Raw genomic sequence first — 24951 nt, forward strand, 5'->3', positions numbered from 1 at the left:
ACTACGTCATCGACGCGCCTCCAACAATCGCAGCCAGACCTCGCTGACTGTCGGATACGACGGGACCGCATGCCACAGCATTTCGAGTGGGACTTCCGCAACCACAGCGATTGTCGCGGCGTGCAGCAACTCCGACACTTCGGGTCCGACAAATGTGGCACCGACGATGATGTCCTCGAGCTTGTCGATCACCAGTTTCGCGCGGCCCTCGTAACCGTCCCGGAGCAGTGACGACCCGGCGACGGCAATCGGTATGTCCACGATTTCGATGTCCAGACCGTCCTTGCGCGCCTGCACTTCCGTCCGTCCTACCCAGGCAACTTCGGGTGACGTGAAGACGACTTGAGGAACTCGGCCGTTGTCTGCTGACGCGGTGCATCGTGGGGCTGCCAGCGGACTACCCGTGGCGCGGGCCGCTATGACGTCGCCGCACACCCTCGCCTGGTATTTGCCCATGTGAGTCAGTGGAGAGCGGCCATTGATATCGCCGACCGCATAGAGCCATTCACCTTGTGCGCAGAGACGATCGTCGGTCGGCACGTACTTACCGTCGTCTAATCCGACGGTCGAGAGGCCCAGGTGAGCCGACGTCGGAGCGCGTCCGGCGGCAACGATCACCTCGTCTACTTCGATGACGCCGGACGACGTGTCGAGGGTGACCGGACCGCCGTGAATGTTTCCTTCACCGGTGTCCCGGGCATCTGGCCGTGACACGGAATTGACGGTGGTACCGAAGCGAACGTCAGCGCCGCGGGCAGCGAGATGACTGGCCACCATCTCACCGGCAAACGGTTCGGCAGACTTCAACACCGCGTTGCCGCGAACCAGCAGGGTCACTTCGGCACCGAACGACAACATCCACGTCGCACATTCCGTCGCGACGACGCCGCCGCCGATGACAGCAACACGCCGCGGAACCTCGTGGAGGTTGGTGGCGTCGCGAGACGTCCAGGGGAGCGCCGCCCGTAACCCCGGCGTGTCCGGCACCGACGCAGTGGTTCCAGTGGCCAGTACGACGGCTTGGCGGGCAAGGAGTTTTCGTGTGCCGTCGACCACGACGGTTCTTTCGCCGTCAAGTGCGCCGTGGCCTCGGATCACGGTGATGCCCGTCGACTTTGCCCACTCCACCTGCGAAGAATCGTCGTGATTGTGGGTGATGGAGTCGCGTCGGGCCAAGGTTGCACTGATCGAGTGAGCCGTGTTACCTGGCGGTTCGATCGACATCCCGGGCAAGGCGCTCGCCGCGTCGTGTACCTGCCCCGGCCGGAGCAACGCTTTACTCGGCATACAGGCCCAGTACGAGCACTCGCCGCCGACAAGTTCATGCTCCACGATTGCCGCGGTGCGGATGCTACCGGCGATGGCATAGGCCGCGGCATTTTCGCCGGCTGGTCCGCCACCGATGACTATGACATCGAATTCTTCGGTCATTGTTCAACGGTAGGCCGAAACGGGTGCAGTTCGCTGGGTAACAGCCCGGTGGAAGCGCGCCTTGATGGTTACAGTTGCGTCCATGACACGGCAGAGAATTCTGATCACCGGCGCAAGTTCAGGTCTGGGCGAAGGGATGGCCAGGAGATTTGCCGCCCAAGGTCGCGATCTGGCGTTGTGTGCGCGTAGAACAGACCGTCTCGACGCCCTCCGCGAGGAATTGGTGGCGCACAATCCCGACATCAAGGTAGCAGTCCGGGGCCTGGACGTCACCGAACATGATTCCGTTGTACGAGTATTCGGTGAACTCCGTGACGAACTCGGCGGGCTCGACCGGGTGATCGTGAATGCCGGAGTCGGTAAGGGCGCCAAGATCGGCACCGGCAAGGCTTACGCGAATCTTGCGACGGCGCAGACGAACTTCGTCGGAGCACTGTCGCAGTGCGAAGCCTCACTCGGAATCTTCCGTGAACAGAACGCCGGTCACCTCGTGCTGGTGTCTTCGATCAGTGCAGATCGAGGGTTGCCGGGCAGCAAAGCCACGTACTCCGCTAGCAAAGCCGGAGTTGCGGCACTCGGAGAGGCACTGAGTATTGAGTTGGCGCGCACACCGATTCGAGTGACGACGCTCCTGCCCGGCTACATCAAGACCGACATGTCCGCCGGTGCCGGTGACGATTCCTCGTTGATGGCGGACCTCGACGAGGGTGTCGATGCGATGGTGGATGCCATCGAAAAGGAGGCCACCAGAGCGGCTTTGCCGGGCCTCAAATGGCAAGGCATCGATGCCGCGCTCCGCTTCCTGCCCAACTCCGTGACAGCGAGGTTTGTCTGATGAGCATGTATATCTCGAACGGCAAACCCCGAGTTGTCATCGTAGGTGGGGGATTCGGCGGACTGTACGCCGCGAAGCGACTCAAGAAGGCCGACGTCGAGGTCATTCTGATCGACCGCGGAACCAGCCACGTTTTTCAGCCGCTGCTCTACCAGTGCGCTACCGGTCTCCTGTCCGAAGGACAGATCGCAAGCCCACTCCGGCATCTGTTGGAAGATCAGAAGAATGCGAATGTAGTTCTGGGCGAAGCTAAATCGGTGGATGCCGAGGCCAAGGTGCTGACAGCCAGCCGATTCGACGGCTCCACTTTCGACCTCTCCTACGACTACCTGATCGTCGCGGCCGGCATGCGGCAGTCGTACCACGGGCAGGAAGACTTCATCAAGTGGGCGCCGGGAATGAAAACCCTCGACGACGCGCTGGCAATCCGACGCAGTCTGGTTGCCGCATTCGAGATGGCGGAATCGCTGCCCACCGCCGAGGAACGGCGACCCTGGTTGACCTTCGCAGTGGCCGGTGGCGGACCCACCGGAGTCGAGATAGCCGGGCAGATCCGTGAATTGGCGATGCATGCGCTCACCAATGAGTTTCGCGCAATCGATCCTGAGGAAGCGCGCGTGCTGCTCTTTCACGGCGACGACCGAGTATTGCCGTCGTTCAGCCGGGCACTGTCCGCATCGGCCGGCCGTACCCTCGAGAAGATCGGCGTCGAAACACATCTCGGCGTGCATGTGACCGACGTATCCGAAACCGAGGTGGAGACCACCGACAAGAAGACAAAAGAGAAGCGGCGGTACGAGACTCGAACAATCCTGTGGACTGCCGGCGTCGAGGCGGTCCCTTTTGTGGAAGCGCTGGCCGGCGCACTCGGAGTCAAGCAGGTCGGCGGCGGCCGTATCGAAGTCGGTCGCGACCTGACAGTGCCAGGACACCCCGATGTCTGGGTGGTGGGCGACATCATGTCCCTCGACAAACTGCCGGGCGTCGCAGAAGTCGCGATGCAAGGCGGGCGGTACGCCGGCAATCAGATTGCGGCGATCGTCGAAAACGGTGGACCCAACGGGAAGCCCTTCAAATACCGTGATCTCGGTACTGCCGCCTACATTTCGCGTCGACACGCGCTACTACAGGCCGGTCCGATTCGGATGTCCGGGTTCCTCGGCTGGGTGTCGTGGGGAGTCATCCACATCGCGTTCCTGGCAGGATTCCGCAACCGCGTCAGCACAGCACTCAACTGGGGAGTCACCCTGGCGTCGAAAACTCGCCGGGAACGAGCAATAACCTACGGTGACCCGGAAACCGCACGGCAGCCGTACAACTGAACCACTACTCCGTAGCGAACACCGGATTCCCGGTTGCATCGATCACGAACCACAGGCTGCCGACGCCCTGACCGAACATGTCGCCGGGGACCTGGTCGTCCAAGTATCGATAGGCGGGCTTGCCGTTCACCGTCACTTGGAAGGAACCGTCCGGACCGGGCACCGTGCCGATATCGGCCTCGATGCCCTGGACCACCGGCGAATCGGTGGTAGACGTGACCGCCGGCCAGTGCAAGAGGCAGTTCTCGTCGCACGAATCCGCGTTCGAGTTTTCCTTGTCCGGGTTGTAGATGTAGACGGTCATGCCTTCACCGTCAACGGCAATCGTCCCCAGCGGAGAACTGGCAGTCTTCAGCAACACCGCACCGGCTGCAGCAGGCGGTGACAGTGACGTCGACATCTCGGTGACGTTATCTGCGTCGGTGCCGGAATCGGTGGCGTCGTACGAACAGCCAGACACGGCAAGTGCGGCACTGGCGACAATCGCGAACAACCACTGTCTGCGCATGATCGCTCCATTTCACGGGTGGTCGGTGCTAGCAGTGTGGGATACCCGATGCAGCCGATCCGGAAACCAAGCGGAACACCATCGACAATAGCTCTGTTACAGAGGTATTGTGAGATATGGATATACAAGATGCAGGTCACGAAGTACCTCATCGCCTGTCCGATGACGTACTCGAGACGCTAGGTCAGTTGCGGCGAGGCACTCGAAAAGCGTCGGGGCGTCCGTTTGCGGAGCGTCCACTGGGCGGTGCCCAGATAGAACTTGTGCGGTTGCTGAGAAGAAATCCCGGACTCTCGGTGGCGGAGGCAGCCACCAAGCTCGGTGTCGCCGCGAATACGGTGTCCACGCTGGTTCGTCAGCTTGCCGACGACGGAGTGATCGAGCGGGTCGTCGACGGTGCAGACCGGCGCGTGGCGAGGCTCGCGTTGTCGAAGGAAGCGCGTGAACGGGTCGAATACTGGCGAGATCGGCGCAGCGTCGTAGTGGGACAGGCGATGTCGAGTTTGAGCGCCGAGGATCAAGCACACATAGAAGCTGCCTTGCCGGCGCTGACTCGGCTTGCAGTTGCGCTGGCCACAGCCGGCGCCGAAACCGAGGAGGCCTGACATGGCTGAGCACTGGTGGAACCGGCGAGGTATCACGGAAGTGTCGCCTCCCAACGTGCCTGCGGTTGAGATCGAAAGTCTCTCGTACAGATTCGGTTCCAGCCGCGCGGGCGACAACCTGGCAGTGGACAACCTGAGTTTGACCATCGAGCAGGGTGAATGTTTTGGTCTTCTCGGGCCTAACGGAGCAGGAAAGACCACCACGATTCGACTTCTCAATACCCTGCTGCCCTTGCAGGACGGTGATATCCGCATCCTGGGAAAGTCTGTACGTACCGACGCGATGACCATCAGGCGTCATCTTGGTTATGTACCGCAACAACTTTCGATCGAGAGTACGTTGACGGCCCGGGAGAACGTCACGTGGTTTGCTCGCCTGTACGACGTGCCGAGATCCGAGCGGCGTGAGCGTGTGGATCAAGCTTTGGAGATGGTGGATCTGCTCGACTCTGCAGACCGAGTCGCCGCCGGCTTCTCCGGGGGAATGGTGCGACGATTGGAATTGGCGCAGGCGCTGGTCAATCGGCCCGCGCTACTGGTCTTGGACGAGCCGACGGTCGGGCTGGACCCCATTGCGCGTGAATCCGTGTGGCGCAGAGTATCCGAGATGCAGCAGCAATACGGAATGACCGTTCTGCTGACCACGCACTACATGGAGGAAGCCGACGAATTGTGCGATCGTGTTGCTCTGATGCACCACGGGGAACTGAGGGCAGTCGGAAGTCCGAGCGAACTGGCCGCGTCACTCGGCCCGGACGCCACACTGGAAGACGTTTTTCGTCACGTTGCCGGCGACGACTTCACCGGCCGAGAGTCGGGAGGTCTCCGCGATGTCCGCAGCACCCGTCGTACAGCGCGCCGCTTGGGCTGATCCGAGCGTCAACGGGTTCGCCCGATTGATGTCGCGGATCTACACTTTTTGTCTCGTCGAAGTGCAGAAATTGCGCCACGATCGATCCGAGTTGGTCACGCGCGCAATCCAACCGATTCTCTGGCTTGTCATCTTCGGGCAGACGTTCAGCCATATCCGAGCGATACCTACCGGAGATGTACCGTATCTGGACTTCTTGGCTCCCGGCATCATCGCGCAGTCGGCGCTCTTTGTCGCGATCTTCTACGGCATCCAGATCATCTGGGAGCGGGACGCCGGCGTCCTCACGAAACTTATGGTCACTCCGACGCCGCGCGCAGCGCTCGTCACCGGAAAAGCATTTGCCGCCGGGATTCGTGCCGTCGCCCAAGCCGTAGTTGTCGTGATCGTCGCAGTTCTACTCGGCGTGAGTATGACGTGGAATCCGATCAAACTTCTTGGCGTCGTCGGGGTTGTCGTACTGGGCGCAGCCTTCTTCGCCTGCCTGTCTGTTGCGATTGCCGGCATCGTCCTCAAGCGAGATCGACTGATGGGCATCGGACAAGCCATCACCATGCCGTTGTTCTTCGCGTCGAATGCCCTGTATCCGGTGGAACTGATGCCGAGATGGGTGCAGTGGCTCAGTCGAATCAATCCGCTGAGCTACGAGGTATCGGCGTTGCGAGGCTTGCTGATCGGGATGCCCACCAACTACATTGTCGACTTTGCGGTACTGATCGGAGCGGCGCTGGCAGGAATCGTCACAGCTTCGGCACTGCTAGGCCGGCTCACGCGCTGAGTGTGGGATTCGCTTCGCGTGAGACGGGCGCTGTGTAGGTGATGCAGTCCGGCGGCACCGACGGCAGACCCTCTGAGGATCGGAGCCTTTCGGCGATCGAGGACAGCAGACTCTGCGACTCGGGCGAGAGATCCACGGCTTTACGTGCCAGGGAACGCAATTCTGGGTCGATGAACTCTTCGGCGACCGAACGGTCTTCTTCCGGAATGAGTTCGGGATCCTGGCGCGGAGTAGGGCTGAAGAAATACTCGGCTTGGACGTTGAAGTACTCGGCGAGCGCCAACACGACCTGCTCCGACGGATTGGTCCGAACACCACTGCGCAATTGTGAAAGATACGGCGTTGAGATGCGGCATCCGCGCTGTGAAAGCGCCTCTACAACTTGAGCATTGGTCAATCTGGGAGGGGTGTCTGGGTACAGGGCATTGAGTCGCTCTTGGAACGAATCTGCCGCGGTTCCTCCCGTTTTCACAGTTCATCCCTTCGTTCGTGGCCATGCAGCGATATCTGCGCCGTGGTCGTGCGGCGGCAGGTTTCACATAGTAGACGACCGAAAATCGGACACCAGTACCGAGAGTGCTTTCACCTGGGGATATTTGGTGGCATGGCACATGAAAGTGTTTGCTCACTATGTGATTTACGACGCGAACTGACCGTTCGTTATCTGCTGCGTTTCAATTGTTCTGCATGTCTGACTCTGTGGTCAATTGCTCTGCTGTGCAGTGTGTTCGGCCACTGAATTGGTAGAACCCTTCCGAGCGAACGTACCTTTCGGTGCATCCAAGGCGACGAAAGGTACGTTCGCTCGGAGAGGAATGGGTACGGGCGTACAAGTACCGCAGTTCTGTAAGTATCTGTTTACCAGACGCGGGCAGTGATTCCGAATGTGGCGAGGGATAGTAAGGCTTGCTCGCGCAGTGCGCTGGCGTCGACGACTTCGAAACTTACCAGGGACATCGTGTACGTGGTGCCGATTCGGCAAAGGTATCCGGAGATTCGGGTGGATGTGCTGTTCAACTGCGAGGTCGTCGCGCCGGGATGGACCGCGCGGAGAGCCAATCCAATGGTGGGATGTCCGTCGAACGCGCTGATGTCTACCGTTCCGATGTTGGAACACAAGGCATCTCGCTGTCCGGGGCCGTCGGCCAAGCGGTGGGCGAGACGATCCGGAACCACCTGTAGAAGTTCGGCGGGGAAACCGGCGGGGCTGGACATCGGGGGAGACGCGAAGGCTTCTCGGCACAGCCTGCGGATCTCGGCGAGAGTAGTAAGGGGAGTGAGTGGGACGGCGACCATGGCGACGGCATTGTCTACCGACGTGATCGTGGTATCCGGGTCCTTCACGACTCTGACATTCATCGGAACGCTGAGTGTTACTGTGCCGGTTTCATTCTCGCGCCGGGCCAGGTGACCTACGCACGCCAGGAGCAAGCTGTTGGGGGTGCCGCCGGCCGTGCTTGCGGCCTCGTCCCACAGCGCTGCGTCGATCTCCACGACTGCGCTGCTCATCCGGTGACGATCCGGACCGCGAGTGGCGGCAGGCGATGCACCTAATCCGCGAAGTTCTGCCCGGCGTGCCGGACTGACGATCAGTCCGAAGACAGCGCGGGTAAGCCCACGCAGAACCCGCGCCGTTGTTGCCACCGCATCAGCACGGTCGGACACCGGGGCCGAATCGACAGGTGCTGAGCTTGTTCGATTCATGGCGTCGTGCAGGGCGTTGATCAACCCCCGAGCATCGGCGAGGACATGGGAGCACGTCACGGAAACAACAGTTCCGCCGTCGGAATCAAGCGTTGCGGCGACGCGCCAACCGGGGCCGCGTTCGGGATCGAGCGTGACCAAGGCTTGGGCGTCGGCCCATTCGATCACTTGCTCGACAGGAACAGGCTCCGAACGGAAACTGAGCGGGTACCGGCTTGTGTCGACGATGAACTCCGGGCGAGCGCCGGGCAACCGTGGACGACGTACTCGCCGACCGAGCGGTCCGGATGCTATTCGATCGCACAACTGCTCGAGGGCAGCTGCGTCGACGACGCCGTCGGTACGCCAGAGCCCCTGCATCACTATCGGCAGACCGAGACCACGATGGGTCCACAGAAACATCTCGTCGATGACACTCAGGCGTGATCCCACCTCCGAAGTGTAGGTGGGAGGGATTGGACCAGCAGGTTCTGGCAGAGGGGCTGCAGTACGGCGCATACTGGTGTTTAACGCAGCAGGGTTTGATGCAGCTGGTTTCGGATACAGCAGTTCGAAGGGCAGGGCTGTCATGGTCAGTGTCGAGAAATGGGCGATGTGGGATTCCGCCGTCGAGGTGGATGTCACTGAAGGCGATGCGCTGCCCACTGCGCACGCATTGATCGCCGCTGCCATCGAGGACACCGAAGCCGTCTGCGACCTCCGGCGCGGAGATGCCGAAATTCACGCCGTCAATCTTGCTCAAGGCACGCCGGTGAAAGTCACCCGACGTATGTCGGCATTGCTGCGCTCGGCGCTGTGGGCAGCCCGGATGACAGCCGGTGAGGTGAATCCGTTGGCCGACAATTTTTCGGAGGACGAATCAATTCCCCCAGTGCATCCGACGCCCACGTTCGAGGACGTGCAACTGGACGGCGACGTTGTGTACGCGCCGTGGGGTGCCTCCTTCGACATCACCGGAGTTGCGAAGGCGGACACTGTGGATCGGGCGGCACAAACCGTCGCGGCAGAACTGCAGTGTGGGGTCGCCGTGCGGATCGGGGACGTGATTGCCACAGCTGGGCACGCCCCGGCCGGTGGTTGGCAGATTCCGGTGCCGGGCGGCGAGGAAGTGGAATTGAGCAACGGAACGGCGATGGCAACGGCGCATGCTCCCGATGCACCCTCGTGGCAGCCGCATGAAGCTCGTCCGTCAACCGAATGGGTTCAAGTGTCGGTGATCGCAGACGATGCGGTGTGGGCATATGCCGCCAGTGAGGCAGCGCTGGTAAGGGGAATCAGCGCGATCATTTGGGTTGAACAACAAGGGCTTCGGGCTCGGCTGGTGGACCGCTCCGGGCGTGTTTACACCACCGAGAACTGGTTCGGGCCAGCCGCAGCGTGACCGCTCAGGCCTCCAATCAGGCCCGGCCTCGCTGATGGCGGTACCACTCGACTAGTGCGTCGGTGGACGTGTCGCCGAGGTCGGCCGGAGGATCCTCCGAGGAGAGCGCAGGCCCGAGTTCCAAGGCTTGTGTCTTACCGAGTTCGACGCCCCACTGATCAAACGGATTGACGCCCCACACCGCACCTTCGACAAAAACCTGATGCTCGTAGAGGGCGATCAACTGCCCGACCACCGACGGCGTGAGTTCTTTGGCCAGGATGGTGGTGGTAGGACGGTTACCCGGCATCACCTTGTGCGGCACCAACTCCGGGGGCGTGCCCTCGGCCGCGATTTCCTCTGCCGTCTTGCCGAACGCCAGAACCTTAGTCTGCGCAAAGAAGTTGCTCATCAAGAGGTCGTGCATGGAACCCGTGCCGTCAGCGGTGGGTAGGTCATCCGTGGATTCTGCAAAACCGATGAAATCGGCAGGCACCAGCCATGTTCCCTGATGAAGCAGTTGATAGAAGGCGTGCTGGCCGTTGGTTCCCGGCTCGCCCCAGAAGATTTCGCCCGTCGAGGTTGTGACGGGGGTCCCGTCGGCGCGCACGGACTTACCGTTGGATTCCATGGTCAACTGCTGCAAATATGCCGGAAAGCGCAGCAGGTCATTGGAATATGGCAGTACAGCGCGTGATTGCGCGCCGAAGAAGTTGGAGTACCAGAGGCCGATCAACCCGAGAAGTACGGGCGCATTCTCCTCGAGCGGCCGAGTACGGAAATGCGTGTCGATTTGGTGGAAACCGTCGAGGAACTCGGCGAAGCGCTCCGGCCCGACAGCGCACATGACGGACAATCCGATCGAGGAGTCGACGGAGTACCGGCCGCCCACCCAATCCCAGAAACCGAACATGTTGGCTGTGTCGATGCCGAATTCCGAAACTCGTTCGGCCTCCGTGGACACTGCGACGAAGTGCTGTGCGACAGCGGCGGCATCGTCACTGCCGAGACCGGCAAACAGCCACCGCTTGGCGGCAGTGGCATTGGTCAATGTCTCGAGAGTGGAGAAGGTCTTGGACGCCACGATGAACAACGTTGTCTCGGCATCCAGATCGGCGAGCTGCCCGACCAGATCCACCGGATCGATATTGGACACGAAGTGGACGCTGATGCCGGCGTCGGCGTAATGCCGCAGGGCGCGGTACACCATGACCGGGCCCAGATCGGATCCACCGATACCGATGTTGACGATCGTGCGGATGCGCTTACCCGTCGAGCCGGTCCACTCCCCGTTGCGGACGCGATCGGCAAACGAGCCCATTGCGTCCAGAACCTCGTGAACGTCGGCCACGACATCTTGGCCGTCGACAGTGAGCGCCGCATCCCGGGGCAGTCGCAGCGCGGTGTGCAGCGCAGCGCGGTCCTCGGACGTATTGATGTGATCGCCCGCAAACAAGGCGTCACGGCGCGATTCGACACCTGCTGTACGAGCCAGATCGATCAACAGATCCAGAGTCTCGCGACTGACGCGGTGCTTGCTGTAATCGATATGAAGATCACCGGCATCAACCGTCAATTCGGTGCCACGCGCAGGATCGTCGCGAAAGAGTTCACGTAGGTGAACGGCTTCGAAATCGGCGTGATGAGCGCGCAGTTTCTGCCAGGCTGAAGTTCCGGTGATGTCAGTGCTCACAATTATCGACTTTAGTGGCACGGTCTGGAAACTTCTGGACGAGTCTCGCTGACTGCCGGAGGGCGCTAGTGTCCCAAGCGTCCGCGGCCGAGGCGAAGGAGCAACATGGCGAGCGTGTGGCCTTCTTGGCCCAACTCGTTGAAGCGCTCGAGTACCTTCATTTCACGGCTGTGAACCAGGCGCGGTCCACCCGACGCCATCCGGGTACGGCCGATGATCTGTGAGACCTCGGAACGGCGCTTGATAGCCGCGAGGATCTCGGCGTCGAGTCGGTCAATTTCCTTGCGAAGTTCGTTGATCTCGGCTTCGCTGCGCGGAACCTCGACGTCACTCGGAGTGGCATTTCCCTCGGGTGCTGCTGCCTGGGTGCTCATGAGTATTCGTCTCCTCTTTCTACTGCGTGGATCGTGTTGTCGGCTCGGGTCGTTACCGATCCAGGTGCACGGACGAAAAAAGCCCCGGATCCGATTCGGACCAGAGGCAGGTGAGCAGTTCGGTTCACGTCCACCGGGGTCCGGCGCACGTAAAGTATCGCCCCACCGGGCTGACAGCGTCAGCTGGGGTGTTAGGTACGGCGAGGCTGAACATAGCGTCCAGTTTGCCATGTCGGGTACTTCAGTTCCAAGTGCTGACGGTCACGATGTGGAGAGCGGCGCGACGGGTGCTGTCCCGTCGAGGCGTGACCTTGTCCACCTGTCGGCGCATGCATTGATACTTCTGTCGGTAGACGCAGGTAGCGTGGACAGGCGATGAACACGTATCCAGCTCTCGGTGAGCAAGGTGGCCTTTTCGAGCACGGTGACTACTCCCAACAGGACCCTCACCAGCAGGGTCATTCGCCTCGGCAGGGCTATTCCCAGCAGCACGGAACGCACCAGCCTGAAGGCGGCTCGGCCACCGAGGCACTCCTCGATGGGCTCAATCCGCAGCAACGCGAAGCCGTTGTACATGCCGGCTCGCCGCTGCTGATCGTCGCGGGCGCGGGCTCGGGCAAGACCGCGGTGCTGACGCGTCGGATCGCCTACCTGTTGGCCGAGCGCGGTGTCACACCGGGACAGATTCTTGCCATCACCTTCACCAACAAGGCTGCAGCCGAGATGCGTGAGCGCGTGGCCGGGTTGGTCGGGCCGCGAGCCAACAGCATGTGGGTGTCCACGTTTCACTCGAGTTGTGTGCGAATTCTGCGCGCTCAGGCAGCGTTGATTCCTGGCCTCAACTCCAACTTCTCCATCTACGACGCCGACGATTCACGTCGACTGCTCACGATGATCTCCAAGGATCTCGAGCTCGATACCAAGCGATTCACCGCCAGGTTGCTTGCGACGCACATCTCCAACCTCAAGAACGAGCTGATCGATCCCGAGGAAGCCGTCGCAGCCGCCAATCAGGATCCGGCGGAATTGCCGCGCCTGGTGGCCAAGGTCTACGGGCATTATCAGCAGCGCCTGCGCTCTGCCAATGCTCTCGACTTCGACGACCTCATCGGCGAAACCGTTGATCTGCTGCAGAACTTTCCTCAGATCACCGAGTACTACCGCCGACGCTTCCGTCACGTACTCGTCGACGAATACCAGGACACCAACCACGCCCAGTACATGCTGGTGCGTGAACTGGTCGGTGGCGCAGGCGAATCCGATCACGCTGTTGCGCCGGCCGAACTGTGTGTGGTCGGCGACGCCGATCAGTCGATCTACGCTTTCCGCGGCGCAACCATCCGCAACATCGAGCAGTTCGAGCACGACTACCCGGACGCGCGCACCATTCTGCTGGAGCAGAATTACCGCTCTACGCAGAATATTCTGTCGGCTGCCAACGCCGTCATCTCGAAGAACACGGGCCGACGAGAGAAGCGGTTGTGGACCGATTCCGGTGAAGGCGAACTGATCGTCGGATATGTTGCGGACAACGAGCACGACGAGGCATCGTTTGTCGCGTCCGAGATCGATCGTCTGGTCGACAACGGCGATGCAAAGTTCTCTGATGTCGCAGTCTTTTACCGCACCAACAACTCTTCGCGTGCACTCGAAGAAATCTTCATCCGCCTCGGTGTGCCGTACAAGATCGTCGGCGGCGTTCGGTTCTACGAGCGCAAGGAAGTTCGCGATATCGTCGCCTACCTGCGCGTGCTTGCCAATGAAGACGACACAGTGAGCCTGCGTCGTATCCTCAATACTCCGCGCCGCGGAATCGGCGACCGCGCCGAAGCCTGCGTAGCCGTGCACTCCGAGCATCGCAACATCAGCTTTGCGGCAGCACTTCGCGACGCAGCGGAAGGCAAAGTTGCACTGCTCAATACGCGGTCGCAGAAGGCCATAGTTGCATTCATCGACATGATGGACGGCCTGCGGGCGATGCTGCCGATCGAATCTGCCGACGGCGCAGAATCTTCGGAGCTCGGTGACATCGGCGAAATAGCCGAGGCAGTTCTCGAGCGCAGTGGTTATCGCGCCGAACTTGCCGCCAGCAGCGACCCGCAGGACGGCACCAGGCTCGACAACCTCAATGAACTCGTCAGCGTGGCAAGAGAATTCAGTTCCGATGCGCGCAATGCCGCCGGGCTGATCGACCCGGACGACGAGGAAACTGCGGCAATGCGTGAAGGTGAACCGGATCCGGGTTCGCTGGCCGCGTTCCTCGAACGAGTGTCGTTGGTGGCCGATGCGGATCAGTTGCCCGACTCCGACGAAGGCGTCGTCACAATGATGACGCTGCACACTGCCAAGGGGCTCGAGTTTCCGGTCGTCTTCGTAACCGGTTGGGAGGACGGCCAATTCCCGCACATGCGTGCCCTCGGTGACCCGGCAGAACTCTCGGAGGAACGACGCCTCGCCTACGTCGGCATCACCCGCGCCCGGCAGCGGTTGTACCTCACGCGAGCGATCATGCGCTCCGCCTGGGGGCAGCCGATCCAGAACCCGGCCTCACGGTTCATCAGCGAAATTCCCGAAGACCTGATCAACTGGCGTCGCGAAGACCCGGGTATGGGTATGAGCGGTGGATTCGGGAGTGGTCGGCCTGGTTATGGTAGCGGCGGTCAGAATCAAGGCGGCGGATACGGCAACAAGAGTGGTGGGTACGGAAGTACTTCCCGAAACGATGCCCCCGCACCCACTTTCGGTGCCGCGCGCGGACGCAACAACAACCTGGTTCTTGCTGTGGGCGATCGCGTCAACCATGACAAGTACGGACTGGGCAGAGTTCTCGAGACGAAGGGAACCGGCCCGACCGCGACGGTGACCATCGACTTCGGTAGCGCCGGAAAGGTGCGTCTGATGCTCATTGGCGGCGTGCCGATGGTCAAGCTGTAGAAACAAGGGCCGGGAAGCCTGAGAAACACTTTCGGCCCGCACCTCGAGAAGGTGCGGGCCGAAAGTGCTAAGAACTGGAGTGAGCTAGTCCTGCTCGATACCCAGGCTGATGCCGCGTGAGGCGAGCCAGGGGAGCGGATCGATCTTGTTCTCGCCTGCGAGGTGAACCTCGAAGTGCAGGTGCGGTCCGGTGGAGAAGCCGCGGTTACCGACGGTTGCGATCTGATCGCCGGCCATGACGTGCTGGCCGACCGTGACGACCGAGGTGTCGATGTGACCGTAGACGGTGATGGTGCCGTCGGCATGCTGCAGGCGAACCCACATTCCGAAGCCGGAAGCCGGGCCGGAGTCGATGACGGTGCCGTCGGCGACTGCGACGATCGGAGTTCCGATGGGTGCCGCGATGTCGACGCCGGCATGCAGCGTGCCCCAGCGGCTACCGAAGTTGGATGTGAAGGTTCCGTTGGCGGGAAGAACGAACAGCGGGCGACGGGCAGCGGATTCGCGCGCTGCGCGCTCTTCGCTGTAACGCTGGCCCTTGGCAAGGAGATTGCTGAACTGCGACAGGTCGGTGGGTGCCGCGACGTTGAGTACCTGCGGCGCATCGGCTGCCGTTGTGAGGGATGCTGCGGCTGTGGGCGCGAACTGGGCGGCCTGCGGCTGCGCGGTGGTTGCGATCGCGGAGGACTCGTTGGCGAGTGCGACGTCCGAATGATCGACAGCGTTGGCGGAGCCATTGTTGACAACTGCCTGACCCGCTGCGACCACTGCGCCGGCGGCTACAGCGAGAACTGCGGCGCGGCCCTTCAGTGCGGACGGCGGGGTGGGGATGCGATGGGCGCCGGTGCGGCGAACCGGGGAGGTGACATCTACGGATGCGGCCGGGATGGAAGCGGGGACGCTGGTCACATCGGACTCGACGCTCTCGAAGTCTGCCGGAAAGGCATCTGCCGAGTCGGAATCTGACGATGTGGGGGAGGAGGTGCGAGTGAACATAATGGAAGAAATCTCAGAACTTTTGGTCTCGGTGTAACGCCGGGCCGAGTGCGTTGGATAAGAGGGCGTGACCTCGTCTTGTTCTGATTCCGTGAACCTGCTGGTGGTGAACTGGCCGTGTCGCATGTGCCTGTTCGCTCCTCGGGATTCGTAATCAGTCTGTGACTTAGCTGGAGCAACGGTAACGAAATGGTTGCGACACGTGCAACCTCTAGAGCAAACGAGTCTCGGTTTGTGATGTGGCTCACAATCTGACCAGGCGAAACGTGTCTTCGGACAAATCAGACCAATTATCTCGTTTGACGATCGAGCGTGTCACAACCTGATTACCGGCCTGCGCACGCACTACCGTCGAGCGGGTGTCGTCAACACCCCGAAACTCTCCGGTGCAATACGCGGACGATGTCCGCCTGCCTCCGCGGGTCCCGCCGATTGTTGCTCTGGCGCTACTCGTGGCAGTCCTCGGCGGCGTCGCAGTTGCCGTGGCACCACTGATCGGCGTCGGTAGCGGACAAGGGGCGTCCGGTTCGATCGTTTCGGCTTCCGTGTTCGCCGCTCTGTGTGCCCTCGCTGTTCCGGCTGTTGCGATCGGGGTGTGTCGTCGTAGTCCATCCCTCGCGGGTGCGCTTCTGGCCGGCATCGGTGCGATGTCACTCGGCGTCGCGATCCTGGACGTTCAGTTGTTCGTCGACGCAATCGATGCGAACCGCTTGGAACTTTTCCGTCCGATTTCTGCCGGATTGATCAACGCCGGGATGGGGGCCTACGTCGCGCTCATCGGTCACGGACTGTTGGTAGTCGCCGGTGGGCTCGGGCTTGTGATCGTTCACCGTGAATCCGAACGCGATGGCTACGGCAGTGCGCGTGCCGCCGAATACGACGGCAGATCGGTTGGTGCGCGTATCGGAACCTGGCCGACGGCGGCTGCGATCTTTGCCGCTATCGCCTACGTGCTCGCTCTGTTCGGGCCCGCCTTCGACTCGCAGGACCCGATCTTTCTGGTTCGTCCGCTCGTGGACAGCCCCGCGGCGAGCGCGCTCGGTACCGGCCTGGTCGCCGTCGCCCTGCTGATCGTCACCGCGGTGGCTCTGACGTCGATCTCGTCGTGGGTCGGGGCTGGAGCGCTTGTGGGGGCCGGCATCGGCGCCCTGGGTGTGAGCGGCACCCGCGTTGTTGCAGGTTTGGCCGGGGGCGATCGGATCGGCGTCGGAGTGGGCTCGATCGTCGGGGCGCTCGCGGCTGTTGTCATCGTCGGTATCGGCGCGGCAGTGCCGGCTCTAACGGCACGGCGCGAGTCGCGTGCCGCCGTTGCGTCCGCCCCGGCGTCGGCGCAACGAGGGGCGGCACGGAGGGGGAACGAAACCAAGAGCGCCCGTAAAGCCGCGATGATCGAGCAGGCTCGCGCAGAGCAGGCTCGTGTTAGAAAACTGCATCGCCTGGCCGGCGCCCTCGGCGTGATCGCTGCAGCTCTCGCGGCAACGGGAGCCTCGCTGCCGGTGTTGTCGCTTCCCGAGGGAGTTCCCGAACCGTCGATACTCGCCACCCGCATCGTTTTGCTCGCTGCCGGCGTCCTTCTGGTCGCCTCGCTCGGGCTTTTCTTGCCAGGACGGGCCAACATGATCCGGCCGGTTCTGGGAACGCTGTGGACCACCGTCGTCATGGGCGCGGCGGCAGTTCTGCAACCAGTCGTCATCGCGACCGACGTTCCCGGCGTCGGGCTCGGTATCGGGGTGTTCGTGCTGGGAGCGGCATCCGTTGTCGCCGCTGCCACCGGCATCGCGTTGTGGCTCGCCGGCACGGCCGAACGTGAAGACATCGACACTTCCGTCGAATACGCCGTGAATCGCGCGGTGCTCGTCGTCGGTGGTATCGGCGGAGTTCTTTCACTAGCCGGTACCGCGCTGCCGCTGTATCGCGGTGAAAGATATTCGGCTGCCTCCGTCGGCGACTGGCCGTGGGGGATCAACACGTGGGGGCAACTGCTCGTGGGCGTGGCGGTGCTCGTTGCCGTACTGATCGCACCGCGTGCGCGGCCGGCTCGGGCCAAGGCGCTCCTGATCGGGTCGGCCGCCACCATGCTTGCCTACGTCATCTCCGGACCGTTGACGTCTTCGCGCATTCCGGACGCAACGGTGGGGGTGGGTGCGATCACAGCAGGGACGGGCCTACTCTTGCTAGTCGTTGCTGTGCTTCTAGTCCGGGCCACGCAGAGTTCGGCGCAAGCCGACAAACAGTGAGACTGGCACTTGACAAAATCGGTGTGAACCGTCTGCGGCAATCCGTGAGGCGTGACTCACCGGGTACATATGCGTGACATGGGCCACATAGCATGTATGCGGGCGCAAACCCAACGCAGCAACTGGTTAAAGTCCAGAACAGACCCGCTCCTACCCCTCGAGCGGGTGTCAACGCAGACGAGACGGTGAGCAGATGGATCTCTTCGAATACCAGGCGAAGGAACTCTTCGCCAAGCACGGAGTGCCGACTTCGGCTGGACGTGTTACAGACACGGTCGAAGGCGCACGCGAGATTGCCGAAGAAATCGGCAAGCCCGTGATGGTCAAGGCACAGGTCAAGGTTGGCGGCCGCGGCAAGGCCGGCGGCGTCAAGTACTCGCCCGACGTGGATGCCGCAGTGGCAAACGCCGAGGCAATTCTGGGCCTGGACATCAAGGGTCATGTTGTCAAGAAGCTGCTGGTCGCAGAGGCAAGTGACATTGCCGAGGAGTACTACATCTCCTTCCTGCTGGACCGCACGAACCGCACCTACCTGGCCATGTGCTCGGTAGAGGGTGGCGTCGAGATCGAGGTCACCGCCGAGGAGAACCCCGACGCTCTCGCCAAGATTCCCGTCGACGCAGTCAAGGGTGTCGACCTGGCATTCGCGCGCAGCATCGCCGAGGCAGGCAAGTTGCCCGCAGAGGTGCTCGACGCAGCAGCCGTCACCATCCAGAAGCTGTGGGAAGTTTTCATCAACGAAGATGCAATCCTCGTTGAGGTCAACCCCCTCGTTCGTACGCCCACCGACGAGATCCTCGCCCTCGACGGCAAGGTCACGCTCGACGAGAACGCTTCGTTCCGTCAGCCCGGCCATGCAGCTTTCGAGGATCGCGACGCAACCGATCCCCTCGAGCTCAAGGCCAAGGAAAACGACCTCAACTACGTCAAGCTCGACGGTGAGGTCGGCATCATCGGCAACGGCGCAGGCCTGGTCATGTCGACCCTGGACGTCGTCGCTTACGCCGGCGAGAACCACGGTGGCGTCAAGCCCGCCAACTTCCTCGACATCGGCGGCGGAGCTTCCGCTGCAGTCATGGCTGCCGGCCTGGATGTCATCCTGAACGACGCGCAGGTCAAGAGCGTGTTCGTCAACGTCTTCGGTGGAATCACCGCGTGTGACGCAGTTGCCAACGGCATCGTCGGCGCACTGAAGACCCTGGGCGACGAGGCCAACAAGCCGCTCGTCGTGCGCCTGGACGGAAACAACGTCGAAGAGGGTCGCCGCATCCTCGCCGAGGCCAACCACCCGCTGGTGACGGTCGTCGCAACCATGGACGAGGCCGCCGACAAGGCCGCCGAGCTCGCTAACGCAGCGAAGTAAGGGACTCACAGAACAATGGCAATCTTCCTCACCAAGGATTCAAAGGTCATCGTCCAGGGCATCACCGGCGGCGAAGGCACCAAGCACACCGCTCTGATGCTCAAGGCCGGCACCCAGGTCGTCGGCGGCGTCAACGCCCGCAAGGCCGGCACCACGGTCAAGCACGTTGCAGCTGACGGTTCCGCTGTCGAGCTTCCCGTCTTCGCGACGGTCGAAGAGGCAATGAAGGAGACCGGCGCAGACGTCTCCATCGCGTTTGTTCCCCCGGCCTTCTCGAAGGACGCCATCGTCGAGGCCATCGACGCGGAGATCCCGCTCCTCGTGGTCATCACCGAAGGCATCCCGGTCCAGGACTCCGCTTACGCTTGGGCGTACAACGAGTCCAAGGGCAAGAAGACCCGCATCATCGGACCGAACTGCCCCGGAATCATCACCCCCGGCCAGGCACTCGTCGGCATCACGCCTGCCAACATTGCAGGCACCGGCCCCATCGGCCTCGTCTCCAAGTCGGGCACCCTGACCTACCAGATGATGTACGAGCTCCGTGACTTCGGCTTCTCCACGGCCATCGGCATCGGCGGCGACCCGGTCATCGGCACGACGCACATCGACGCCATCGAGGCGTTCGAGAACGATCCCGACACCAAGGTCATCGTCATGATCGGTGAAATCGGTGGCGACGCCGAAGAGCGTGCAGCCGATTACATCAAGGCTCACGTCACCAAGCCGGTCGTCGGCTACGTCGCAGGCTTCACCGCGCCCGAGGGCAAGACCATGGGCCACGCCGGCGCCATCGTCTCCGGTTCTTCGGGAACGGCTCAGGCCAAGCAGGAAGCTCTCGAAGCTGCAGGTGTGAAGGTCGGCAAGACGCCGTCCGCCACCGCTGCACTCGCACGCGAGATCCTCCAGAGCCTCTAGGTTTTGTTCGCGGAGCCTTCCGCTCTGCGTGTTGAAAGACCACAGCGCCCGCAACCAGGTATTTTTCCTGGTTGCGGGCGCTGCTCGTTGTTCTGCATTCGAGTCGGCAAGGGAGAAAAGAAAAAGATGACGTTCACGCCTGATTCCGGGGGCTACGGTGCGCCCCAACCCAATCCGAATCAACCGAATCCGTACCAGGCCAATCCGTACCAGCCCCAGCAGCAATATCAGCAACCGCAGCAGCATCCGTTCCAGCCGTTCCAACAGCGACCGGTGCGTAGTCGCGGCCTCGGATCGATACTGACGATCGGAGTTGCGGGTCTCGGCGTCGTCAACTTCCTGCTGGGTTTCGCTCCGTTCGCCAAGGAGGATCCCAAGGTCACGTCGTCCGGTATCTTCGGTTCTGACAGCATGAATTTCTTCGATAATGCTTCACTCGGTGCCGGGATCGTCGGCATTGCGCTGCTGCTGTTGGCCGGGGTGATGGCCGGTCTCGGTCTGCTTCCGAATCAGGTGCCGAACAACGTTGTGGTGGCTGCGGTCTCGATCACGGGATTTGTCACACTTGTCTTCACCTTGATCGGATTGTCCGAGGGCCTCGAAGTGGGCGTCGGACTCATCTTCGTCATCGTCTTCGGATTCATCCAAGCTGCCTGCGCCGTCGCCGTACTGGTTCTCGGTTCCGCAGCGCTCACGCCGGCGGCACCCGCCATGAATTACAACGTGCCGTCTCCGGGTTTCGGTCAGTAAGGCTGGTTTCTTTCCTGCTCGGGCGTCAGACGTCCACCCACATATCTCCGGCGGGTTCGAGTTGTCCGGAACCCGAGGTGACCGAGGCAACTGTGGACTCCAGTTGCGTCGGATCATCTGAGGCAAGGGTCAGAACAGCTTTCGAGCCGTAGTCGGTTCCTAGGACGACAACACCGCGGGCCCGCAATTCAGCCTCGACGCGACCAGCCTCGCCGTGCCGAATAGCCAAGGTGAACAACATCTGTCGTTCGCGACCGACCAACCGCGCAGAGTCCACCGCCACGGACACCGCGCCCGAATATGCACGAACCAATCCACCCGCGCCCAGCTTGATTCCGCCGAAATATCTTGTGACAACCACAATTACATCGACGAGATCGTGGGCTTTGAGAACCTGCAGCATCGGAACGCCGGCCGTGCCGCCGGGCTCGCCGTCGTCGTTGGCACGTTCGATCCGCGAATTCGCGTCGTAACCCAGCACATAAGCGGAGCAATGGTGGCGCGCATCGGGATACAGAGATTTCTGTTCGCCGAGAAACCGTTGGGCCGCGTCGACGTCGTCAATTCTGCGTAGTGATGCGATGAACTTCGAGTGCTTCACCTCGGTTTCGACAGTGCGATCCACGCCGGGGGCGAGAGTGAAGGGCATCCTCTTATTGTCTCCTGTCGGTGTTACCGTGCGAAGGCGACACACATAGGCTGGGGTATACCGAAGCCAGTCTGCGAGGAGAAGTCATGACATTCACACCGCCAGAGTCAAATTTCGGAGGGTCAGGATATGGGCCTCCGCAGCCCCCGGCTGGATCTTCGCAGCCGCCGGCCGGACCGTCGCGACAGGGAGGCAGTGGGGCACCGAATATCGGGTTCATCCTCACCGTGGCTGTAGCCGCGCTCGGTATCGTCAACTTTCTGCTCGGGTTCACGCCGTTCACCTCCATCTCGAGTGCTGGTATCAGCGGCGACTCGAGCACCACGTCCAGCTTCTTCGAAGCCGGCGTCTACGGTCTCGGATTCCTTTTCGCGGGTGGCGTCCTGGCAGCAGTATCGCTGCTGCCCAAGCAAACGCATGCCGGAGTCGTTGCCGCGCTGTCACTGACCGGTTTCGTGGCCCTCGCCTTCACGGCGTTCACACTCGGTTCGACCGACTACATCACCATCAGCCTCGGGTGGGGTTTGATCGTCGTCCTCATTCTCAGCTTCCTCCAGGTAGTCGCGGCCATTGCGGCACTTCTGTTCGACATCGGAATCCTGAAGGCGCCCGCGCCTCGCGCTGCCGCGCCGCAGCAGTTCGGACAGGGTTACCCGCAGGGCCAGCAGGGCTACCAGCAGGGGCAGTACGGGCAGCCTCAGCAGCCGACGTACCCGCAGACACAGGGCCAGCCGTCGCAGGGCCAGGCGTACGGGCAGCCGTACGGCCAGGCACCCCAACAAGGTTCACCCCAGGGGTATGCGGCCGGTTACGGTTCTGCACCCGCAGAAGCAAGTGGCAGTGCTGCCCAGCAACCCGCTCCCCAGCAGACGCCCGGACAGCAGCCTTACGGCGGCTTCACGCCGCCCGCAGCACCTCAGTACCAGGCAGCACCCCAATACCAACCCGGTCAGTACCAGCCGGGCCAGTATCAGCCCACAGGTTTCGAGCCTCCAGCAGCGCCCGAAACCGGCCAGGACACTGATGCTGCCGCCGAGACTCGAGCGTTCGATTCTCGCAACCCAGACGATCAGAAGCAGTAACGGTCTTCGAGAATGTGGCCTCCGACCAGAGCGGTCGGAGGCCACATTCTTCTGGCCGGGCGGCGCGCCTGACTGCGCGTCGGCAGTTCGAGTGAAACCCTCGAGGGGATGAGTTTTTTGATTGATCGCACACGACCCGAACCCGCCAGAGGCCGCACGTCACTCCGCGCACCGGCGCCGGACTCGGACCAGGCACGAACCCTCCTGACGGTGGCCTTCCGTCCCTCGGGGATGACGATCCTGCTGATCTCCGCGGTGGTGGTGGTGACACTCGTATCCGCGAGCAGTGATCTGACGGGGACTTTCGGTGCCATCGCAACGACCTGGCTGGCGATCCACCAAGTGCCCGCAACAATCGACGGAGTCCAGCTGGGTGTACTGCCACTGCTGCCCACCGCCGTCATGATGTGGGTGGTGGCGCGCAGATGTGCGTCGGCATCGCAGCTCACGGATTCTCGGGATACGACTTTGCGTTTGTTGGGTGCCGCAGTCGCCGGCCCACTCACCGTCACCGCGATAAGTCTGGCCGTCGTCGCCGACGCTTCCGCCGCGATCCCGCTGTCGAGTCCCAATACCTTGAGCGCCTTCGGGTGGGTCGCCGGAATTCACCTTGTTGCAGCGGTGTGCGGTGTCGCGATAGCGCAATGGCAGACCTTCGCGCTGAGCATTCCGCCCTGGGCGTCGGCCGCGGTTCGACCGGCGGCAGGGGCAATTGCGACGCTGCTGGCAGCGGGAGCGATTGCAGTCCTCGTGGCACTGCTCATCTCGTGGACCACCGTCGGCGATCTCCTCTCACGAGGTGGTGGATTTGTCGGCGTACTCGGCTTGACCGTGCTGTCGCTGCTGTACCTGCCGAACCTCGTGATCGGTGCTGTCGCTGTACTGACCGGCGCCACTGCGAATGTCGGTGACGTATCGATCAGTGTGTTCGGCAATGTGGGCGGGGACTTGCCGCCGTTGCCTCTCCTCGGAGCAATTCCCGAAAGCGTGGGCGGCGGACTCTGGGCGGTACTGCTGATCATTCCGGCCGTGGTCGGAATTTTGTCGGGTCGTGATTGTGCGAAGCGCGTCGAGATTCAAGGTGCCGACGGTCAGGATGCTGTGCTGGCAGCACTTACCGCGGCCTTCGCAACCGGAATCACCCTGGCACTTTTTGCTCTGGCCAGTGGGGGAGACTTGGGGCGTCTCGGCGCCGTCGAGGTGACGTGGTGGGCATTCGGATTATTGACCTTCGGATGGTTGTCGCTGTTCGGAGTGGTGTCTGCGCTGGTAGTGACGTGGATGGCGCACCGTACCGCGGACGAGTTCGAGTTCGACGATTCTGATCTGGATGTGCCTGATCTGGGTGTGCAGTCCGTCGACGAAACCACCGAGGTTCCGGACGACGTCGATTCCGAGGATGACGGCGTTGAGGACGACGGCGTCACGGAAGAGTTGATCGACGAAGAGGCTGTCGAAGAACCCGAACCAGTCACGGAGCCGGAGCCGTTCGAAGAACCCGAGGCCGCAGTTGCCGACGATTCCGACGACGAGGAACCCGGCGAGGATCCCGGCGACGAGGAGCCTGGGGCGGACCTGCCCTCACCTCCGAAAGACACAAGCGACTAGGCTGTCGTGTGGTCGATTCTCCGGCCGCATCATCTTCTAGTTCTCAGGAGTAGAGCGCTGACTGCCTCGGCCGACAACCTGCAGCCGACGACGCCTACACGCGTCGTAGTTCTTGCGTCCGGCGCCGGTACCCTCCTGAAGTCGCTGATCGACGCGTCGAGGACCGACGGATACCCCGCGCAGATTGTTGCCGTCGGTGTCGATCGTGACTGCGCAGCCACCGAACACGGCGAGGCTGCCGGGATTCCGGTGTTCAAAGTGTCGATCAAGAATTACGACGATCGCGCAAACTGGGACAAGGCTTTGACCGCGGCGGTTGCCGCGCATCGCCCGGATCTTGTGGTCAGTGCCGGATTCATGAAGATCCTTGGTCCCAGCTTCCTCGCGGAGTTCGGCGGACGAATTATCAATACTCATCCCGCGTTGCTGCCTGCCTTCCCCGGCGCGCACGCGGTTCCCGACGCGATGGCGTACGGCGTGAAGGTCACGGGATCGACCGTGCACCTGGTCGATGGTGGAGTGGATACCGGGCCGATTCTGGCCCAAGAACCTGTGGCAGTGCTACCGGGCGACACCGAGTCGACGTTGCACGAGCGCATCAAAGTTGTAGAGCGTCGGTTGTTGGCGGACGTTATCGCCGCTGTCGCTACACACGGAGTAGTTTCCGATGGACGAAAGGCCGTGATCCCCAGTGAGTGAACGCAAGGCTGTGCGCCGTGCACTTGTCAGCGTCTACGACAAGAGTGGTCTGATCGAGCTGGCCACAGGCCTGCACGAGGCCGGTGTCGAGTTGGTGTCGACCGGCTCGACCGCGTCGAAGATCGCCGACGCCGGTATCCCCGTGACGCCGGTCGAGGCTCTGACCGGATTCCCCGAATGCCTCGAAGGTCGAGTGAAGACGCTGCATCCGCGCGTTCACGCCGGCGTTCTGGC

Annotated in this window: 22 protein-coding genes and 1 pseudogene; 15 read left to right on the forward strand and 8 right to left on the reverse strand. The window is 62.1% G+C overall.

Annotation, left to right across the window (positions count from 1 at the left end; genetic code table 11):
- Window positions 1-6 precede the first annotated feature (6 nt).
- Entirely contained in the window at window positions 7-1431 is a 1425-nt protein-coding gene (locus QM600_RS08275) for a dihydrolipoyl dehydrogenase family protein (protein WP_283260978.1), read from the reverse strand.
- A gap of 82 nt (window positions 1432-1513) precedes the next feature.
- Here QM600_RS08275 and QM600_RS08280 point away from each other — a divergent pair, with 82 nt between their 5' ends.
- Both QM600_RS08280 and QM600_RS08285 read left to right on the forward strand, forming a co-directional pair.
- Window positions 1514-2266 carry an SDR family oxidoreductase gene (locus QM600_RS08280; protein ID WP_283260979.1) on the forward strand — a complete coding sequence of 251 codons (753 nt, stop codon included), beginning with the start codon at window positions 1514-1516 and terminating at the stop codon, window positions 2264-2266.
- Window positions 2266-3588, forward strand: a complete 1323-nt coding sequence (locus tag QM600_RS08285) for an NAD(P)/FAD-dependent oxidoreductase (RefSeq protein WP_283260980.1) — start codon at window positions 2266-2268, stop codon at window positions 3586-3588. Before QM600_RS08280 ends, QM600_RS08285 begins: the two co-directional genes overlap by 1 nt.
- Before the next feature lie 4 nt (window positions 3589-3592).
- Here QM600_RS08285 and QM600_RS08290 read toward each other — a convergent pair whose 3' ends face one another.
- Complete coding sequence (locus QM600_RS08290; RefSeq protein WP_283260981.1) at window positions 3593-4096, reverse strand: COG4315 family predicted lipoprotein; 504 nt, start codon at window positions 4094-4096, stop codon at window positions 3593-3595.
- A gap of 116 nt (window positions 4097-4212) precedes the next feature.
- Between QM600_RS08290 and QM600_RS08295 the strand changes: the two genes are divergently transcribed.
- Genes QM600_RS08295 through QM600_RS08305 form a run of 3 tightly spaced genes read left to right on the forward strand, consistent with a single transcriptional unit; the run spans window position 4213 to window position 6350 of the window.
- Complete coding sequence (locus QM600_RS08295; RefSeq protein WP_283260982.1) at window positions 4213-4701, forward strand: MarR family winged helix-turn-helix transcriptional regulator; 489 nt, start codon at window positions 4213-4215, stop codon at window positions 4699-4701.
- Window position 4702: 1 nt separating this feature from the next.
- On the forward strand, window positions 4703-5572 hold the full coding sequence (locus QM600_RS08300; RefSeq protein ID WP_283260983.1) for an ABC transporter ATP-binding protein: 870 nt from the start codon (window positions 4703-4705) through the stop codon (window positions 5570-5572).
- A complete protein-coding gene (locus QM600_RS08305) occupies window positions 5532-6350 on the forward strand; it encodes an ABC transporter permease (RefSeq protein ID WP_283260984.1) in 819 nt (272 codons plus the stop codon). The genes QM600_RS08300 and QM600_RS08305 overlap by 41 nt, the downstream gene beginning before the upstream one ends.
- On the opposite strand, the gene QM600_RS08310 is transcribed toward QM600_RS08305, so the two are convergent.
- On the reverse strand, window positions 6340-6822 hold the full coding sequence (locus QM600_RS08310; RefSeq protein ID WP_283260985.1) for a helix-turn-helix domain-containing protein: 483 nt from the start codon (window positions 6820-6822) through the stop codon (window positions 6340-6342). The genes QM600_RS08305 and QM600_RS08310 overlap by 11 nt on opposite strands.
- Before the next feature lie 386 nt (window positions 6823-7208).
- A complete protein-coding gene (locus tag QM600_RS08315) occupies window positions 7209-8486 on the reverse strand; it encodes a hypothetical protein (RefSeq protein WP_283260986.1) in 1278 nt (425 codons plus the stop codon).
- Between the two features lie 136 nt (window positions 8487-8622).
- On the opposite strand from QM600_RS08315, the gene QM600_RS08320 reads away from it, so the two are divergent.
- Window positions 8623-9435, forward strand: coding sequence for an FAD:protein FMN transferase (locus tag QM600_RS08320; protein ID WP_283261003.1), 813 nt, complete (start codon window positions 8623-8625; stop codon window positions 9433-9435).
- A gap of 16 nt (window positions 9436-9451) precedes the next feature.
- On the opposite strand, the gene pgi is transcribed toward QM600_RS08320, so the two are convergent.
- Together pgi and QM600_RS08330 are read right to left on the reverse strand one after the other, a co-directional pair.
- Entirely contained in the window at window positions 9452-11107 is a 1656-nt protein-coding gene (gene pgi, locus QM600_RS08325) for a glucose-6-phosphate isomerase (RefSeq protein WP_283260987.1), read from the reverse strand.
- Between the two features lie 65 nt (window positions 11108-11172).
- On the reverse strand, window positions 11173-11481 hold the full coding sequence (locus QM600_RS08330; protein ID WP_094274444.1) for a chorismate mutase: 309 nt from the start codon (window positions 11479-11481) through the stop codon (window positions 11173-11175).
- Window positions 11482-11856: 375 nt separating this feature from the next.
- Here QM600_RS08330 and pcrA point away from each other — a divergent pair, with 375 nt between their 5' ends.
- Window positions 11857-14415 carry a DNA helicase PcrA gene (gene pcrA, locus QM600_RS08335; protein ID WP_283260988.1) on the forward strand — a complete coding sequence of 853 codons (2559 nt, stop codon included), beginning with the start codon at window positions 11857-11859 and terminating at the stop codon, window positions 14413-14415.
- 84 nt (window positions 14416-14499) lie between these two features.
- Here the strand turns inward: pcrA and QM600_RS08340 are convergent, their stop codons facing one another.
- Complete coding sequence (locus QM600_RS08340; RefSeq protein WP_502942912.1) at window positions 14500-15411, reverse strand: M23 family metallopeptidase; 912 nt, start codon at window positions 15409-15411, stop codon at window positions 14500-14502.
- Window positions 15412-15770: 359 nt separating this feature from the next.
- On the opposite strand from QM600_RS08340, the gene QM600_RS08345 reads away from it, so the two are divergent.
- The 4 genes from QM600_RS08345 to QM600_RS08360 all read left to right on the forward strand — a co-directional run bounded on the left by QM600_RS08345 (window position 15771) and on the right by QM600_RS08360 (window position 20679).
- Entirely contained in the window at window positions 15771-17648 is a 1878-nt protein-coding gene (locus tag QM600_RS08345; protein WP_283260990.1) for a hypothetical protein, read from the forward strand.
- Window positions 17649-17841: 193 nt separating this feature from the next.
- Complete coding sequence (sucC, locus tag QM600_RS08350; RefSeq protein ID WP_283260991.1) at window positions 17842-19011, forward strand: ADP-forming succinate--CoA ligase subunit beta; 1170 nt, start codon at window positions 17842-17844, stop codon at window positions 19009-19011.
- Between the two features lie 15 nt (window positions 19012-19026).
- The gene (gene sucD / locus QM600_RS08355) at window positions 19027-19929 is read left to right on the forward strand and encodes a succinate--CoA ligase subunit alpha (RefSeq protein WP_094274441.1); all 903 of its coding nucleotides are present in this window, start codon (window positions 19027-19029) and stop codon (window positions 19927-19929) included.
- 126 nt (window positions 19930-20055) lie between these two features.
- Entirely contained in the window at window positions 20056-20679 is a 624-nt protein-coding gene (locus QM600_RS08360; RefSeq protein WP_283260992.1) for a DUF5336 domain-containing protein, read from the forward strand.
- A 25-nt stretch (window positions 20680-20704) separates the two neighbouring features.
- On the opposite strand, the gene QM600_RS08365 is transcribed toward QM600_RS08360, so the two are convergent.
- Complete coding sequence (locus QM600_RS08365; RefSeq protein WP_283260993.1) at window positions 20705-21328, reverse strand: IMPACT family protein; 624 nt, start codon at window positions 21326-21328, stop codon at window positions 20705-20707.
- Window positions 21329-21414: 86 nt separating this feature from the next.
- On the opposite strand from QM600_RS08365, the gene QM600_RS08370 reads away from it, so the two are divergent.
- From QM600_RS08370 to purH, 4 genes and pseudogenes are all read left to right on the forward strand, one after another.
- Entirely contained in the window at window positions 21415-22410 is a 996-nt protein-coding gene (locus tag QM600_RS08370) for a DUF5336 domain-containing protein (protein ID WP_283260994.1), read from the forward strand.
- 108 nt (window positions 22411-22518) lie between these two features.
- Entirely contained in the window at window positions 22519-24018 is a 1500-nt protein-coding gene (locus QM600_RS08375; RefSeq protein ID WP_283260995.1) for a cell division protein PerM, read from the forward strand.
- Between the two features lie 6 nt (window positions 24019-24024).
- Window positions 24025-24717, forward strand: coding sequence for a phosphoribosylglycinamide formyltransferase (purN, locus tag QM600_RS08380; protein ID WP_283260996.1), 693 nt, complete (start codon window positions 24025-24027; stop codon window positions 24715-24717).
- Window positions 24710-24951 (forward strand): annotated as a pseudogene (purH, locus tag QM600_RS08385) (bifunctional phosphoribosylaminoimidazolecarboxamide formyltransferase/IMP cyclohydrolase); the annotation flags it as partial. The gene purN and the pseudogene purH, both read left to right, overlap by 8 nt.

Source organism: Rhodococcus sp. IEGM 1379 (genome assembly GCF_030056815.1).
In the GTDB taxonomy this organism is placed as follows: Bacteria; Actinomycetota; Actinomycetes; order Mycobacteriales; family Mycobacteriaceae; genus Rhodococcus_F.